Consider the following 14,358-nt stretch of genomic DNA (forward strand, 5'->3'; position numbering starts at 1 on the left):
AATGGTTGTCTGTCACTTTTTCGAGGTTAAAGCGAGTTAAGAAACAAGCCCATGTAAGCAAGATACTTATATGGGCTTGCGTTTAATGCATTTATGCTTTTCTTGGTTTCTTTGCCTGAAACTGCTTAATACTCTTTTTATTATTGGTGCGACGGTTAGCTTTTTTATCGCGAGGTGCGCGTTTGCTTTCGCCACTTGACGGTTTATCGGTCACCGGAAATTCTGCCATCTCCACCAGTGGCAAAGCGCGCTGGGTTAACTCTCTGATCGCATTGAGCGCCGCGGTTTCACCGTGACACACTAAAGAAATTGCCACACCTTGTTTACCGGCACGAGCAGTACGACCGACACGGTGAACATAGACTTCGGCATAACTTGGTAGCTCAAAGTTAATGACCGCTGGTAAATCATCAATATGAATACCACGCGCCAATAAATCGGTGGCGATCAGTACGCGTGCTTTGCCAGATTTGAACTCCGCCAAAGCATCTTCACGCTCTTGCTGCGTTTTGTTGCCATGTAAGCACGTAGTTTGAATGCCTGCTTTGGTTAACTTTTTGCTGAGGCTATCAGCATTCTCTTTGGCGCCAATGAAAACCAAAACTTGCTGCCACGGGTTTTGTGCAAGTAGGTGGATCAGTGCTTTGGTCTTGCTGCCTTTGTTGACCAAATAGAGCGTTTCTTCGATGTCTTGGTTGGTGCTGTTTTCTGGGTGCGCAGAAATTTCGCTTGGCTTATGCATTAGTAATGCGGCTTTTTGTTTTAGCTCTGCTGAGAAGGTTGCAGAAAACATCGCGGTTTGACGCTTGGCAGAAATTTGCTCAGCGATACTTTGCACATCATGCCAAAAGCCCATATCAAGTAGGCGGTCAGCTTCATCCAAGATCAAGGTGGTAATACGTTTGGCATCAAGTGCATTGTCTGCCAAAAGGTCGAGCATTCGTCCGGTTGTGGCGACGATAATGTGTGGGTTATTTGCTAGCGCCTGTTTTTGAGCTTCTTTATCGCTCCCACCTGTTAGGCAAACAGTGTGAAGGTTGAGTTTGCTAGCAACAGTATCAATCGCACTACCGACTTGAGTTGCAAGTTCGCGAGTTGGTACAAGCACTAAAGATAGACTGTCATTTTTCGTCTTAATTAATTGCTGAATAAGCGGTAAAGCATACGCGAGAGTTTTACCACTGCCAGTGTTGGCAAGAGCAAGTAGATCTTTGCCTGCAATCAGTTCAGGGATGGTTCGTGTTTGAATCTCAGTTGGCGACTTTATGTCATTTGGTAGTGCGGAGATGATTTCAGCATCAAGTGAAAGAGATGAAAATGACATAATGAGTTTACCTTTTAATGTGCAGCGTTAGGGCATTATTGAGCAGGCGCGCACTTTAGCACAGCTCTTTTAACGTGAGTAAGGGTTTTATCGTGCTAATACGCGTAGAAAAACGTTTGCTATACCAGCGTTTTGTGTGAAACAGATCCGATCTCATGGTGTATTTCGACAAAATAACCTGCTGGATATCACAAAAAATCCCGATTGAAGCACGTGTTTTTTGTTCCTTATACTCGAGGCATCAATACGAATTTCTAACGTATTGATTGAAAATAATAATTACGGGAAGTTTAGGGAAAACCTATGATCGATTTATGGCCATTAATTGGCATTGTGATAATCACTGTAGGGTTGGCTCTAAAGCAAAATACTCTATTGGTAATTTTAATTGCTGGTGTTGCTACTGGTTTGGTGGCAGACATTGCGGTGATGGATATTCTATCTGCTCTTGGTCAATCTTTTACCCAGAACCGTTACATGTCGCTGTTTATTTTAGTACTGCCAATGATTGGTATTCTTGAGCGTTACGGTTTGCGTCAACGTGCAGAAGATCTGATTGGTTCAATGAAAAAAGCCTCAGTGGGTAAGATTTTAATGACTTACTTACTGCTGCGTAAGATCACCAATGGTATGGGATTAAACATCGGTGGTCACCCGTCTATGATTCGTCCGCTGATTGCTCCTATGTCAGAAGCGGCAGCTGAGAAAGCATCACCAAATCTCGCTGATGAGAAACGTCAAACGATTCGCGCGTTGTCTGCGGCAAGTGAGAACTTTGGTAACTTCTTTAGCCAATTGCTGTTCATTGGTACTGGTGGTCTACTACTGATTAAAGGCGTAATGGGCGATAACCAACTTGATGTGAAATTGGAAACAATGGCACTTTGGGCGCTACCAACGGCGATCGCATCGTTTGTGGTCTTCGGGATTTACACTAAGTACATCAGTGCGCGTTTAAATAAAGCGACAACTACAGTAACGACCAACGCGTCGCAACAGGAGCAATAATCCATGCTTGAATATGTATACCAAGCTACCGGCTTACTGCTACTGGCTTTTTCACTGCAAAGTTTCCTAGATAAACAGAACCCTAAACGTATTGGTAGTGGTCTATTTTGGCTAATCTATGGCATTACCTTTATTTTTGGTGCGATGATCCATCACTGGGTAACCGGCGTGATGGTTTTAGCGCTGACGGCTTTAGCGGCTGGTGGCTTTATGGGCACAGGCAACTACGGCACAACCAATGATCAAGAGCGTAAGCAAAGTGCTTCCGTTCTAAAGAATAAGCTATTTATTCCAGCGATTGTCGTTCCTGCTGGTACGGTATTGATCAGCCAGCTAACTTCTCTAGGTGCACTGGTTGGTCTAGGCATTAGCTCTATTGCGGCGATTATCGTAGCTTTGGTGATCACTAAGAGTCAGCCAATGCACAGTCTTAATGAAGGTCGTCGTTTGATTGACTCGATAGGTTGGGCTGCGATTCTGTCCCAATTCCTTGCCGCATTGGGTTATTTGTTTAACCAAGCGGGAGTGGGCGATACCGTAGCTTCAATTGTGAAGCTAATGATCCCAGAAAATATGCTGCTGGTAAAAGTGATTGCTTACTGTGTTGGCATGACGCTATTTACTATCGTTATGGGTAACGCGTTCGCGGCGTTTGCTGTTATCACCACCGGTATCGGTATTCCACTACTTATCCTAGACCATAGCGGTAACGCGGCAATTATTGGTGTGCTGGGTATGTTGTCTGGCTACTGCGGTACACTGATGACGCCAATGGCGGCTAACTTTAACGTTGTGCCGGCGGCGCTGTTAGAGCTTAAGAATAAGCACCACGTTATTATGATGCAGGTGATCCCAGGTTTGGCGATCCTAACGTTTAATATCTTCCTTATGTATAGCTTTGCGTTTTGAGAATAATGATGAAAAAAGTACTAATTACTGGTTTTGAACCATTTGGTGGCGCGTCAATTAACCCTGCGCTAGAAGCGGTGAATAAACTGGCTCAAGCAAAGCTTGATGGTGGTGAGATTGTCGTATGTGAAGTGCCAGTCACTCGTTATGAGTCGGTAGATACGGTTATCGCAGCAATTGAACAACATCAACCAGATTTTGTTATCACGGTTGGTCAAGCGGCAGGTCGTGCTGGTATTACGCCTGAACGTGTCGCGATTAACGTGGATGATTTCCGCATTCCTGACAATGGTGGCAATCAGCCTGTTGATGAGCCAGTAGTCGTTGACGGTCCTGATGCTTACTTCACGACGTTGCCAATCAAAGCAATTACTCGCACGTTACAAGAAAACGGCATTCCATGCCAAGTATCGAACACGGCGGGTACCTTTGTGTGTAACCACTTATTCTATGGCGTACAGCATTACTTAAGTGGTAAGAATATCGCTCATGGTTTTGTGCATATCCCACTGCTACCAGAGCAAGATACCACCGGTAACCAAGCAACCATGTCTTTGGATGTGATTGTTGAAGGTTTACGTTTGGTTGCTCAGGCAACTATCGATAACAAACAAGATATTGCGATTACCGCAGGTCAAATCTGCTAAGTTCGACAGAACCAGTCTTGAGCCCGCCTTGTGCGGGCTTTTTTGTATTTGAGAAGCTTATCAATATAAAACAAGTAATTGTAAAAGAAGGTATCCAATTGGTTGAAACTTAACCATTGATGTTGAACACTAGTTCGAGAGTTGTAAGGAAGCCAAATGGTTAGGAGACGGGATGGCAAAAGTAGTGATTGTCACTGGTGGTGGTCGAGGAATTGGTGCAGCAACGTGCAAACTACTGGCGAGTCAAGGCTATTGGGTATGTGTGAATTACATTAATGATGTTGAGTCCTCAGAAAGCGTGGTCACGGCAATAAAACAGCACGGTGGTGAAGCTTTTGCATTTCAAGCGGATGTCGCAGATGAAAAGCAAGTGAAAGCGATGTTCAAAGCAGTGACCAGTCGATATGGTCGCGTCACTCACTTGGTTAATAATGCCGGTATTCTCTCCTTACAATCCACCCTGGAAAACATCAGTTCAGAGCGTTTTCGCACTATTCTAGATACCAACGTAATGAGTTGTTTTCTTTGTAGTAAAGAGTTCATAAAACAGCTCCCAAGCGACGGTTCCATCGTCAATGTTTCTTCGGCGGCATCGAGAACTGGTGCGCCGTTTGAATATATCGACTATGCCGCATCCAAAGGTGCGATGGATTCAATAACCAAAGGGCTTTCACTGGAATTAGCACCACGTAATATTCGGGTCAATGGCGTTCGACCGGGCTGCATTTATACGGAGATGCATGCTTATGGTGGGGAGCCGAATAGAGTTGACCGTTTAGCAAGTAAGATACCGTTACAACGGGGAGGAAAAGTCGAAGAAGTCGCTAGTGCGATAGCGTGGCTACTCAGTGATGAAGCCTCGTTTGTCACCGGATCGTTTATTGATATTGCTGGTGGAAATTAACCACTATTTAAGGAGTAGAACGTGGAATATAAGGAAATATCAAGCATTGCTGGTTATGAGATTGATTTGCGTGAACTGCTAATTGATAGCGTTGAAGATGGTGCTTCGATTGGATTTGTTTTGCCGATTGACAGTGCTGAAGTTGATGACTATTGGTTAAGTGTTGAAGCGGATTTAAGAGAAGGTGAGCGAAGACTTTACGTTGCCATCGAACAACAGCATGTGGTGGGAGCGGTACAATTAAGTTTGTGTTCAAAGGCAAATGGACAACACCGTGGTGAAGTTGAAAAGTTGATGGTGAAAACTCAGCAACGCGGTAAAGGGATCAGTAAGCAATTAATGAGCATGATGGAGCATGCAGCGAAAGAGCAGGGTGTATCACTGCTGGTGCTCGATACCCGCAAAGGGGATGTCGCTTCTTCACTTTATCAAAGCATCGGTTATCAGCAAGCGGGTGAGATCCCTCAGTTCGCACTTAGTTCAAATGGTACGCTTGATGGCACCATTTACTTTTACAAATTACTGGGCTAACAGAGCGCTGCAATGACGCGTTAATAGAAATTGCTGATTAATCCGATAACTTTAAGCAATTAGAGTTGTGGCACGTGTTTCGCTAATCTTCTTACATTCAATTTAGTAATGATTATTTAGAGTTAGTGATGACAAGTAGAGCCTTAGTAGTCGAAGGTGGCGCCATGCGTGGCATTTTTGCCAGTGGTGTGTTGGATGCTTTTATGGAGCAGAATTTTAAGCCGTATAACTTTGTTATTGGTGTTTCTGCTGGGGCATCTAATCTGCTCGGCTATTTGTCTGATGCTCCCCGTCGTAGCTATCAAGTGATTACTGAGCTGGCGACTGACAAACGCTTTTTCAACCGTACCCGATTTGCTCGAGGTGGTGACTTGGTCGATGTTCGTTGGTTAATTGAAGAATCCAATCTGCGCTTTCCACTCAACGAAGATGCGTTGTATCAAATCCCTATGTATGCAGCAGTGACTAACATTGAAACTGGCAATGCGGACTATTTTCAACTTAAACCATGTAACCTAGAAAATGTCTTGGAAGCTACTACAGCATTGCCGATCGCGTATCGTACAACACCGTGTTTTTCGGGTGGTTGCTATACCGATGGTGGCGTTGCCGATTCCATTCCGGTGAAAGAGGCGTATCGTCGTGGAGCACGCGATATTACCGTGGTGCTATCACAACCATTGAATTACCAAATGCGACCAGCACGCGCACCTTGGTTAATGAAGCGTTTGCTGGCGCGTTACCCAAGTGTGGCAGAATCAATGTTGGTCAGAGCGGATAACTATAATCAATCATTAGAGTTTATCCGTAATCCGCCAAGTGATGCGACCATTCGTGTTATTGCGCCGCCAGATGAGTTTGCCGTGAAGCGCTTGACGATGAACAGAGCAACGCTAGATCAAGGTTATCAAATGGGTTTAGATGCTGGTCAGCAACATATTGCTAGTCGCAATGGTACCCATGGACTCGATGATCAAAACTGCCATTTTTGTTTGTAAGACGAGAGTTGAGTGCTGAGAGGCGAGAGTTTAGATCTGAGAATTTAGAGTCTAGACCAAAGAGTTTAGAGTCGATAGCAAAGACAGAAGAATTGAGAGAGCAAGGAAGGTGAGATGAGTAAAGCGAAACTCTATTATGTGCATGATCCAATGTGCTCATGGTGTTGGGGTTATCAACCAACGTGGAAGCAAATTGAACAGGCTCTGGCTCATGATTTTGCCACTAGTTTGGATATTCATTATTTGGTTGGCGGGTTAGCTCCAGACAGTGATGAGCCAATGCCAGAAGAAATGCAGCGTCAGATCGCTTCTTATTGGCACAGAATATCGGATTATCTTGGCACCGAGTTTAACCATCAATTTTGGACAGAGAACACGCCGCGTCGTTCCACTTATCCTGCTTGTCGCGCTGTGCTCGCCGCGAGAGAACAAGGGGCAGAGCGTGCGATGGTGAACGCGATTCAAAAAGCGTATTACTTGCGTGCTCTAAATCCAAGCGATACACCTGTTTTAGAACAGCTGGCAGCAGAGCTTCAACTCGATTGTGAAAAGTTTAGCCAAGATCTGCACAGTGAAAGTCTTAACCAAGCAATGCTGCGTGAAATAGCCTTCGCTCGCTCGATAGGTGGCAACAGTTTCCCTTCACTGTTTTTTGAGCGCGAAGGACAAGTGGTTGAGCTGGCGATTGACTATCAAGATCCCCATAAAACGCTAGAACGAGTTCGTGCTTTAATAACGGCTTAACTTGGCATTAATCAGAATGCATTCAGTTATGCATTCTAGTCTCCATTATAAAGAGTGTAATGTTGCGAGGATGAGTTTATATCCTCGCTATTGTCTAGCTAAAAAAGCAATCAGCCAGCTGCGCGATTTTGACATCAATCGAGTCAAGTGGGGTATTGCCATAACCCAGAACGATACCACGCCATGTGCGTCCTTTATTGCCATCAGGTTCGTAGTAACTAAGACTTCGCACCGTAATGCCGTGCTTTAAGGCTTTGATGCGCAGCGTTTCCTCATCCAGTCCACCGAGCCAACGTAGAGTGATATGAAGTCCGCCGGCTTGGCTAATGATCTCTACATTAGATCCAAAATGTTGCTCTATGGCTTGGGTCATCAATTGATGTTTTTGTTTGTACAAACGGCGCATTTTACGGATGTGGCGCAGTAGCTCACCATCGGCGATAAAGTCTGCCAAGGCGTATTGCATGTGCGCCGGAGAGTCACCACTGAGCGCATCTTTGATTTCATTACATCTTGCAACTAGATGTTCAGGCACCACCATATAGCCAAGACGTAAGCCGTTAAACATCACTTTACTCAGTGAGCCAACATAGATGACATGCTTGTCTAAGTTGAGCTGACCTGCTAAACCCTGCATGCTGGTATATGGACGATGGGCAAACTGAAATTCACTGTCATAATCGTCTTCGATGATCCAGCTGTTATTACGCTGCGCCCACTCAATGATCTTAAGCCGCTGCTCGGTATTTATCGTGGTACCCATAGGGTATTGATTACTCGGGGTGACGTAGAGAGCCTTAGCTTTACTTGCTAACAATTGTTCGATGTTCAGACCAGTAAATGGATTAACATCGACATGTTGTTTATCGATATTGAATAGCTTCGCCACTTTATCCATTTGCACATACCCTGGATACTCTAGCAGCAAAGTGTCAGTGGCATTCATGGTTGCCATGATGCTGATAGAAAGTGCTTGCTGCGCACCGCTGGTAATAATAATTCGATTAGCATTGCAGATTACTGAGCGACTGGCAGATAGATAGTCACTAATGGCTTGGCGCAGCTCATAACAGCCTTGTACATCGTGGCTGCCTAAAATCGCAGTGCGTGAAGCATGGATCTGTAAATAACGCTGCCATTTCTTAAGCGGTAGCTCACTAAGATCGGGTACACCCGGAGCAAAAGAGTGATTTTTAATTTGTTGAATCGGGCTGACAGCGATTGATGTTTTGCAGTCATTGTCTGGCAGATAGTGATCAGGTAGTTCAAGCGACACATAAAAACCACTGCCTTTGCGGCTTTCAATATAGCCTTCAAATACCAATTGCTCGTAAACCGCAGAGACAGTATTACGGCTTACCTGCAACTCGTCGGCGAGTTTCCGTGTTGAAGGTAGTTTACTTGCTGTTGCCCATAAACCATGAACAATTTTTGCTCTAATTTCGTCAAACAACCCTTGCTGTAGCGTGTTGTACTGAGCAGGAAGTTTTAGATCTCCAATATCAATATGCGGCATCGTGACTCTCTTAAACTGGATCTATAGATTGATTTAAAGTGGCTCTCTATACAATGCCAGTTTGCGTTTATATTGACTCTAAAGCAATGTTTATTAGGGAAGTTTATGTTATCCAATACACCACGTAGTAAAGTCAAAAAAGCTGCGCATAAAGCACAAGATAATGTCGATATTTTGTACCAAGTGATTGATCACTCTTTGATTGCGCACATTGCGATAAATGAAGCATCAGGCCCGGTGGTGATCCCAATGTTGGCATGGCGGGTTGAAGACAAAGTTTATATCCATGGCGCCAATAACAGTCGCCTAATGCGTAATCTCGCTAAAGGTCATCAAACTTGTTTAACCTTCACTTTGTTTGATGGTTGGGTTCTGGCGCGTTCTGCGTTTCATCACAGTGCTCACTATCGCTCAGCGGTGGTTTTCGGCAGTTTTACCTCGGTGGTCGATCGTGGGGAGAAAGATCGCTTGCTCAATCATTTCATTGAGCAGATTGCGCCTGGACGATGTGAAGATATTCGTTTAAGTAGCGATAAAGAGCTCGATGCGACGATGCTATTGAGCATTCCTTTAACTGAAGCGTCAGTGAAGGTGAGTTGTGGCGAGGTGAATGACGATCAAGCTGATTTAGATATTCCTGTGTGGGCGGGCTTTATCCCCTATAAAACGAAAATTGGTCCATTAAAGCCAAGTGCGACTTTGGCTATAGGCATTGATGAGCCGGACTATTCATCGGCATATATGGGGCGTTGGGATTCCGAGTAACTATTTTTCTATTTAGCAATCTTCACTGACTAAGTTATAGTTAATTTCGCCTGATGAGTCATTAGGGTAGTATATTTCAACGTAACACAAGTTATGTTGGCTTAATGTCTCATCACCATAGCCAATTAAGAAGTAAGGCTCGGTTGGGCTTGATGCACCATACCATGTCCTTACGTTAAACCCTTCATCCAATCCGCCCCATTCGTTAGCGGAGCCGACAGTTCGGATCAGACCATAATAGCCTTGTATATCGTTTGTCCCGTCGTTATCTAAGTCGATATTGGCGCGCTGTGAGGCAATTACCTCAGTTTCACCTTGCAATAACGCTTTGGTATAAACCTGAATAGAGATAGTAGCAAACGCATCTTTTGCTCCCATAAGCGCCGCGATTTTGGCATCTTTGCGGAAGGATACATAAGCGCTTGCAGCCGTAACTGCAAGAATCGATAACACCACAATGGTGCATACCATTTCAATTAAGGTAAATCCGCGCGTTGCTGCGCGCTTTAATGGGTAATTTATCATAGTCTTCTTACAGCGAAATAGAGACATAAATTTATGTAGTTCAATGATTTATAATTATCAAATAAGCCTCAAATGACGTCTATGAGCTTTCAATTAAAATATGAGTTAGCACGCATATTAACCAGTGTGAATCAATCCGGTGGTCACTAATTTGCCTCCCACATTTGCTCGTCTTTAGCCACAGTTGTGTGCTTTCTGGCTCGTTCTATTCAGTTCATTTGTTTCTTTAGCCTAAAAATAAACCCATCAGTCAAGATAAACTGAATAGACATTTAGGAAAAATGAGGAGCAAGTGAGTGCATTGATCACAAATTTGGTAATTTTGCAACGGCGTGATGTCGATCGCAAAATATCGCATGATATCTCTTTTGAATAATTAAGTTCGAATTATTAGTCGCTTAAATAATTAAAAATATAAATTGGTATGTAATTAGTCATTATTCTCGGAAATTTATTTCATTTTGAATTTGAAAGTTACAGTTATGTTACTAGTTTTGTATTAGAGCTACGGCTGAAGGTAGTTCCGTTAGTTCGGCTTGCTATTAAATACAATATGGAAATATAACGATGAAAATGACGAATCTAGCCATGGCAGTGGCAACCACATTTCTAGCTTCAACCAGTGCATTTGCAGCGCAAGTGTATAGTGGTGATGGTACTTCTTTAGCTATTGGCGGTTATGTTGACGTGGGTGTTGGTGAAAGAGATGGTGCGATCTATTCGGACGCGGACTTTCAAGTGCACCAAATATCACCTCGCTTAAACGTTGAGGGTAAAAAAGAAATTGGTAACGGTGTTACCGTTGATGCCAAAGGTGAATGGGCGATTAAATACCTCGACGCGGGTGATACCTCATTTACAACTCGTTTGGGTTACATTGGTGTAACGCATGAGCAAGCAGGTCGTCTAGTTGTTGGTACTCAGTGGGCTCCTTACTACGATGTGGTGAAAGTAACAGACCAACCTATTGCTTTTGCGAGTGATTTTATTTACGAGAACCACAATCAATTGGGTTCTGCTCGTGCTGAAAAAATGGTGAGTTACCGCAATAAATTTGAAATAAACAATGAACTAAGTTTTGGCATTGGGCTTGGTTGGCAAGGCGAAGCTGCGGGATCTTCTTTGAAAGTTCGTAACGATAACATTGCTAAGACGTCGTCTGGAGACTTTGACTTGGATGATCGAGTACAGGTAGCCGTTACCGCTGACTTTATGGGTTTTGGTTTAGGTTACGTGTATAGCGGTGGTGATATTTCAGATGCAGGTGGCTCTGAAGATGCAAAATCTCAAATGGTGTCTTTAAAGTACGGGACGTACGGTAAAGGGCTTTATGCTGCCATTGTCTATGGTCAGAATGACTATTTTTATGATGTTATGGAAGAAACGGAACAGTTTGAAGGCTTGATTGCGTTTGGTCTAGATAATGGTATCAACATCAGTGTTAACTACGAAACTGTTGAAGATGACAAAAACAATAAAACGGTATTCAGCCAAAGTGCAGTGCAAGTCGAGTACACGATTACATCAGGTTTAGTGGCTTTCGCTGGTTACCAGTTTGATTTAGGTAATGATTTGTATGATGACGTCGCAAATACAATTCCGGCCGCAGATGAAGATCAATACACTGTAGGTGCACGTTACTTCTTCTAATCCCCTTTAAGTTCTGCCTTTATTCTCAGAGTTTGCTTTTGAGCGCAAGCTCTGAGTTTTTTACTTTAAATAGCGAATATTGTTTGCCTGAAACAAACTTTGGCTAGAATGTGCCTTCTTAATTTTACCTCAGGGACGATGGCATGCACTCTATTATTGTTGAAGACAATCCGATCCAACCAAGCAAGGTGCTGTGTGTTGGGCGCAATTATCTCGATCATATAGCAGAGTTAAACAATGCCGTTCCCGAGCAAATGGTGGTATTCAACAAACCATCGACTGCTATCACCAATCAACTTATCGCGTTTCATCAAGAGACCCTACATTACGAAGGTGAGATTTGCTTTGTAGTGAAAAACGGGCAGCTAGCTTCGGTTGGTATTGGGCTTGATCTCACCAAGAGAGAGCTGCAAGCCAAACTTAAAGAGAAAGGTCTACCGTGGGAGCGTGCCAAAGCCTTTGATGGTTCCGCTGTCTTTAGCCGTTTTATTTCTCTTCAAGGGCTAAATATCGAAGAGCTTGAAATAGAACTGTTTATTAACTGCGTTCGTGTCCAGCGCGGCGGCGTTAAACAGATGATATACCCACCACACATCATTTTAAGCGAACTCAAGAGTTACACGACCTTATGTGATGGGGACGTGATCATGACGGGTACACCGCAAGGGGTGGGAGAAGTTCAGCCAGGGGATATTTTCTTAGGGCGTTTAGTTCACGCCGGAAAGACCTTGATTGAAATTGAGTGGCTTGCAAATTAAAGTAGTAAAATAGACTCAAGCGCCAGCATAATGCTGGCGTTTTCGTTTGACCCACTCAAAGCAAAGTTATTGCAAAACCATATTATTGAGCACCAGAAACACTACCATACTCAACACCGTGGTCAGTAGAACGTTGCCCGTTTTATAGATGAGGTAACAAGCAAGAATGGCACAGAGCAAATATGGATTATTCGCCGCTAGCCACAGCTCGCCCTCAGGGGCAAATACGATTGGCGCTAAGATGGCGGTCAATACTGCTGGACCTGAATAACTCAACATACTCTGAATTTGTGGTGCAAGTCTTAGGGGTAATCTTGGCTCTAAAAACACATAACGACTAAAGAAGACCAAAGCCGCCATCGCTAAAATTGATAACATAATCATTGCGGCTTCCTCGTAAGTGTTTCAACAAAATAACCAGCTAACATCCCACCTAAGCTCGCTACCATCAGAGCTCCTTCAAATTGGAGAAGGTTAAGTACCACCGATAGCACCAGAGCCGTCAAAACCGCAACCAAAGTGGGTGAGTTTTTAATATTAGGGATCACCAGAGCAATAAAGGTGGCAGCAACTGCGAACTCAAGCCCGAGTTCGTTAAGTGCCGGTATATAACTGCCAGCAACGATGCCAACCAAAGTGGCGAGGTTCCAGCAAATATAGAAACTAAGGCCAGCACCGAGCGCGTACCAAGGCTCAAAACGTTGTTCCGATTGATTACCGCAAATGGCAAAGAGTTCATCAGTGAGCAGGTAGCCTAAGGCTAGACGCCAGCGCAGTGGTAATTTGCCTACTTTATCTCGCATGGAGACGCTATATAAAAAGTGTCGTGAGGTAATAAACAGTGTAGTCAGCAGCATGGTTGTCAGTCCTACGCCGGCTTTAAGCATCCCCGTGGCGACCAGTTGTGCTGAGCCTGCAAACAAAATGGCAGATAGCGCTTGGCTCTCGATTGGGTTAAGCCCCGATTCAATCGCATAAGAGCCGGCGAGTAATCCCCAAGGAATTACGGCGACACTAAGCGGTATCATCGCTACTGTCCCTTGCATAAACAGTGAGTATCTATTTGGCATAACGTGAACTTCTGTATTCATTTAATCTCCTCACTTGGACGCGTTTGCTGTTATTAGTATTTTCAGCCGCTATTTCGCCATGTAAGGAGGCGAAGAAATTGTACAAACTTGCGCGAATTTAGCTCTTTTTAGCCTAGGTGAGAGATTGGATGTATTGTTTCGGTGTCACTCCCATCGCCCGTTTGAAATGGCGGTGCAAGTGGCTTTGATCATGAAATCCTGACTCTTGGGCAATATCAGAAAGAGAGTGACCTTGTTTCATCAAACGGATTGCGTAACGTAAGCGTGACTGCACTTGATAGGCATGAGGCGGGAAGCCAAACTCCTTTTGAAACGAGCGCGCGAAATGATAGGGGCTGAGATTAGCGAGCTTTGCTAACTCCTCCAGTGAAACATCAGCTTGAGGAAAATCATCAAGAAACTCTTTGGCGATCATTAACTGCTTTTGGCTACGAGTGCTGGGCTCATATTCACGGCGTTTTTTCCCATGTCGACTCATGAGTTTGACTAGTGTGCCGTAAACCAAAGTTTCACGCAGTAGCCGGTTGTCTGAGTTTTCTAACGTGTCAAAAACAAGCCTGAGCTGTTGCGCCATCTCAGGATCATACACTACTGGTTCAGGAAAGTAGGGAATAACTGATTCTGTACTCAGACCGTCAGTGAGTATGGCAAACTGCTCTGGAAGTGGATACATCGCTTTGTATTCCCAACCATCTTCCGTGGCACTTTGACCATTATGCACTTGATCAGCATTGACCAGAATAATGCTGTCTTGAGGAGCAATATGGTTTCCGCCTGTTCGGAAAAAACGTTGGGCACCTTTTTCAATCACGCCAATGGTGTAGCCTTCATGACTATGACGAGAAAAGTTATGATTCTTATATTTGGCTTCAATAAATTCGAGACCGCCTAATTCTTTGGCAGTTTGAAATGTTGCCCCTTCGGTAATGTCCTTTTTACCCATTTATCCAACTCCTAGCACCCTTGGCATAGAGTAATTCAAACTTGT

The 14,358-nt window shown here is 44.1% G+C and carries 16 protein-coding genes; 10 read left to right on the plus strand and 6 right to left on the minus strand.

The window, feature by feature from the left end; all coding sequences use genetic code 11:
• Positions 1-91: 91 nt before the first annotated feature.
• A complete protein-coding gene (locus DPF93_RS07570) occupies positions 92-1,324 on the minus strand; it encodes a DEAD/DEAH box helicase (RefSeq protein ID WP_114765601.1) in 1,233 nt (410 codons plus the stop codon).
• Positions 1,325-1,627: 303 nt separating this feature from the next.
• Between DPF93_RS07570 and DPF93_RS07575 the strand changes: the two genes are divergently transcribed.
• From DPF93_RS07575 to DPF93_RS07605, 7 genes are all read left to right on the plus strand, one after another.
• Complete coding sequence (locus DPF93_RS07575; RefSeq protein ID WP_114765602.1) at positions 1,628-2,332, plus strand: DUF969 domain-containing protein; 705 nt, start codon at positions 1,628-1,630, stop codon at positions 2,330-2,332.
• A 3-nt stretch (positions 2,333-2,335) separates the two neighbouring features.
• Complete coding sequence (locus tag DPF93_RS07580; RefSeq protein WP_114765603.1) at positions 2,336-3,241, plus strand: DUF979 domain-containing protein; 906 nt, start codon at positions 2,336-2,338, stop codon at positions 3,239-3,241.
• A gap of 8 nt (positions 3,242-3,249) precedes the next feature.
• Complete coding sequence (gene pcp, locus DPF93_RS07585; protein WP_114765604.1) at positions 3,250-3,888, plus strand: pyroglutamyl-peptidase I; 639 nt, start codon at positions 3,250-3,252, stop codon at positions 3,886-3,888.
• A gap of 172 nt (positions 3,889-4,060) precedes the next feature.
• Positions 4,061-4,792, plus strand: a complete 732-nt coding sequence (locus tag DPF93_RS07590) for an SDR family oxidoreductase (RefSeq protein ID WP_114765605.1) — start codon at positions 4,061-4,063, stop codon at positions 4,790-4,792.
• 21 nt (positions 4,793-4,813) lie between these two features.
• Positions 4,814-5,323, plus strand: a complete 510-nt coding sequence (locus tag DPF93_RS07595) for a GNAT family N-acetyltransferase (protein WP_114765606.1) — start codon at positions 4,814-4,816, stop codon at positions 5,321-5,323.
• 128 nt (positions 5,324-5,451) lie between these two features.
• The gene (locus DPF93_RS07600; protein ID WP_114765607.1) at positions 5,452-6,321 is read left to right on the plus strand and encodes a patatin-like phospholipase family protein; all 870 of its coding nucleotides are present in this window, start codon (positions 5,452-5,454) and stop codon (positions 6,319-6,321) included.
• A 114-nt stretch (positions 6,322-6,435) separates the two neighbouring features.
• Complete coding sequence (locus DPF93_RS07605; protein WP_114765608.1) at positions 6,436-7,065, plus strand: DsbA family protein; 630 nt, start codon at positions 6,436-6,438, stop codon at positions 7,063-7,065.
• Positions 7,066-7,159: 94 nt separating this feature from the next.
• Here DPF93_RS07605 and pdxR read toward each other — a convergent pair whose 3' ends face one another.
• On the minus strand, positions 7,160-8,581 hold the full coding sequence (pdxR, locus tag DPF93_RS07610) for a MocR-like pyridoxine biosynthesis transcription factor PdxR (protein WP_114765609.1): 1,422 nt from the start codon (positions 8,579-8,581) through the stop codon (positions 7,160-7,162).
• A 105-nt stretch (positions 8,582-8,686) separates the two neighbouring features.
• On the opposite strand from pdxR, the gene DPF93_RS07615 reads away from it, so the two are divergent.
• Complete coding sequence (locus DPF93_RS07615) at positions 8,687-9,346, plus strand: pyridoxamine 5'-phosphate oxidase family protein (RefSeq protein WP_114765610.1); 660 nt, start codon at positions 8,687-8,689, stop codon at positions 9,344-9,346.
• Between the two features lie 12 nt (positions 9,347-9,358).
• Here DPF93_RS07615 and DPF93_RS07620 read toward each other — a convergent pair whose 3' ends face one another.
• Positions 9,359-9,871: a type II secretion system protein gene (locus DPF93_RS07620; RefSeq protein WP_164675336.1), complete on the minus strand. Its 513-nt coding sequence runs from the start codon at positions 9,869-9,871 to the stop codon at positions 9,359-9,361.
• Between the two features lie 567 nt (positions 9,872-10,438).
• Between DPF93_RS07620 and DPF93_RS07625 the strand changes: the two genes are divergently transcribed.
• Positions 10,439-11,521, plus strand: a complete 1,083-nt coding sequence (locus DPF93_RS07625; protein ID WP_114765612.1) for a porin — start codon at positions 10,439-10,441, stop codon at positions 11,519-11,521.
• A gap of 143 nt (positions 11,522-11,664) precedes the next feature.
• Positions 11,665-12,279, plus strand: coding sequence for a fumarylacetoacetate hydrolase family protein (locus DPF93_RS07630; protein WP_114765613.1), 615 nt, complete (start codon positions 11,665-11,667; stop codon positions 12,277-12,279).
• A 66-nt stretch (positions 12,280-12,345) separates the two neighbouring features.
• Here the strand turns inward: DPF93_RS07630 and DPF93_RS07635 are convergent, their stop codons facing one another.
• The 3 genes from DPF93_RS07635 to DPF93_RS07645 all read right to left on the minus strand — a co-directional run bounded on the left by DPF93_RS07635 (position 12,346) and on the right by DPF93_RS07645 (position 14,313).
• Positions 12,346-12,663: an AzlD domain-containing protein gene (locus DPF93_RS07635; RefSeq protein ID WP_114765614.1), complete on the minus strand. Its 318-nt coding sequence runs from the start codon at positions 12,661-12,663 to the stop codon at positions 12,346-12,348.
• On the minus strand, positions 12,660-13,370 hold the full coding sequence (locus DPF93_RS07640; protein WP_114765615.1) for an AzlC family ABC transporter permease: 711 nt from the start codon (positions 13,368-13,370) through the stop codon (positions 12,660-12,662). Before DPF93_RS07640 ends, DPF93_RS07635 begins: the two co-directional genes overlap by 4 nt.
• A 112-nt stretch (positions 13,371-13,482) precedes the next feature.
• The gene (locus DPF93_RS07645; RefSeq protein ID WP_114765616.1) at positions 13,483-14,313 is read right to left on the minus strand and encodes an AraC family transcriptional regulator; all 831 of its coding nucleotides are present in this window, start codon (positions 14,311-14,313) and stop codon (positions 13,483-13,485) included.
• Positions 14,314-14,358 lie beyond the last annotated feature (45 nt).

It is taken from the genome of Vibrio rhodolitus, assembly GCF_003350325.1.
Classification (GTDB): Bacteria; Pseudomonadota; Gammaproteobacteria; order Enterobacterales; family Vibrionaceae; genus Vibrio; species Vibrio rhodolitus.

Bases quoted from the DNA above. Each gene is read 5' to 3' on its own strand.
- DPF93_RS07570 (WP_114765601.1), bottom strand. From the start codon at position 1,324: ATGTCATTTTCATCTCTTTCACTTGATGCTGAAATCATCTCCGCACTA.
- DPF93_RS07575 (WP_114765602.1), top strand. From the start codon at position 1,628: ATGATCGATTTATGGCCATTAATTGGCATTGTGATAATCACTGTAGGG.
- DPF93_RS07580 (WP_114765603.1), top strand. From the start codon at position 2,336: ATGCTTGAATATGTATACCAAGCTACCGGCTTACTGCTACTGGCTTTT.
- pcp (WP_114765604.1), top strand. From the start codon at position 3,250: ATGAAAAAAGTACTAATTACTGGTTTTGAACCATTTGGTGGCGCGTCA.
- DPF93_RS07590 (WP_114765605.1), top strand. From the start codon at position 4,061: ATGGCAAAAGTAGTGATTGTCACTGGTGGTGGTCGAGGAATTGGTGCA.
- DPF93_RS07600 (WP_114765607.1), top strand. From the start codon at position 5,452: ATGACAAGTAGAGCCTTAGTAGTCGAAGGTGGCGCCATGCGTGGCATT.
- DPF93_RS07605 (WP_114765608.1), top strand. From the start codon at position 6,436: ATGAGTAAAGCGAAACTCTATTATGTGCATGATCCAATGTGCTCATGG.
- pdxR (WP_114765609.1), bottom strand. From the start codon at position 8,581: ATGCCGCATATTGATATTGGAGATCTAAAACTTCCTGCTCAGTACAAC.
- DPF93_RS07615 (WP_114765610.1), top strand. From the start codon at position 8,687: ATGTTATCCAATACACCACGTAGTAAAGTCAAAAAAGCTGCGCATAAA.
- DPF93_RS07620 (WP_164675336.1), bottom strand. From the start codon at position 9,871: ATGATAAATTACCCATTAAAGCGCGCAGCAACGCGCGGATTTACCTTA.
- DPF93_RS07625 (WP_114765612.1), top strand. From the start codon at position 10,439: ATGAAAATGACGAATCTAGCCATGGCAGTGGCAACCACATTTCTAGCT.
- DPF93_RS07630 (WP_114765613.1), top strand. From the start codon at position 11,665: ATGCACTCTATTATTGTTGAAGACAATCCGATCCAACCAAGCAAGGTG.
- DPF93_RS07635 (WP_114765614.1), bottom strand. From the start codon at position 12,663: ATGATTATGTTATCAATTTTAGCGATGGCGGCTTTGGTCTTCTTTAGT.
- DPF93_RS07640 (WP_114765615.1), bottom strand. From the start codon at position 13,370: ATGAATACAGAAGTTCACGTTATGCCAAATAGATACTCACTGTTTATG.
- DPF93_RS07645 (WP_114765616.1), bottom strand. From the start codon at position 14,313: ATGGGTAAAAAGGACATTACCGAAGGGGCAACATTTCAAACTGCCAAA.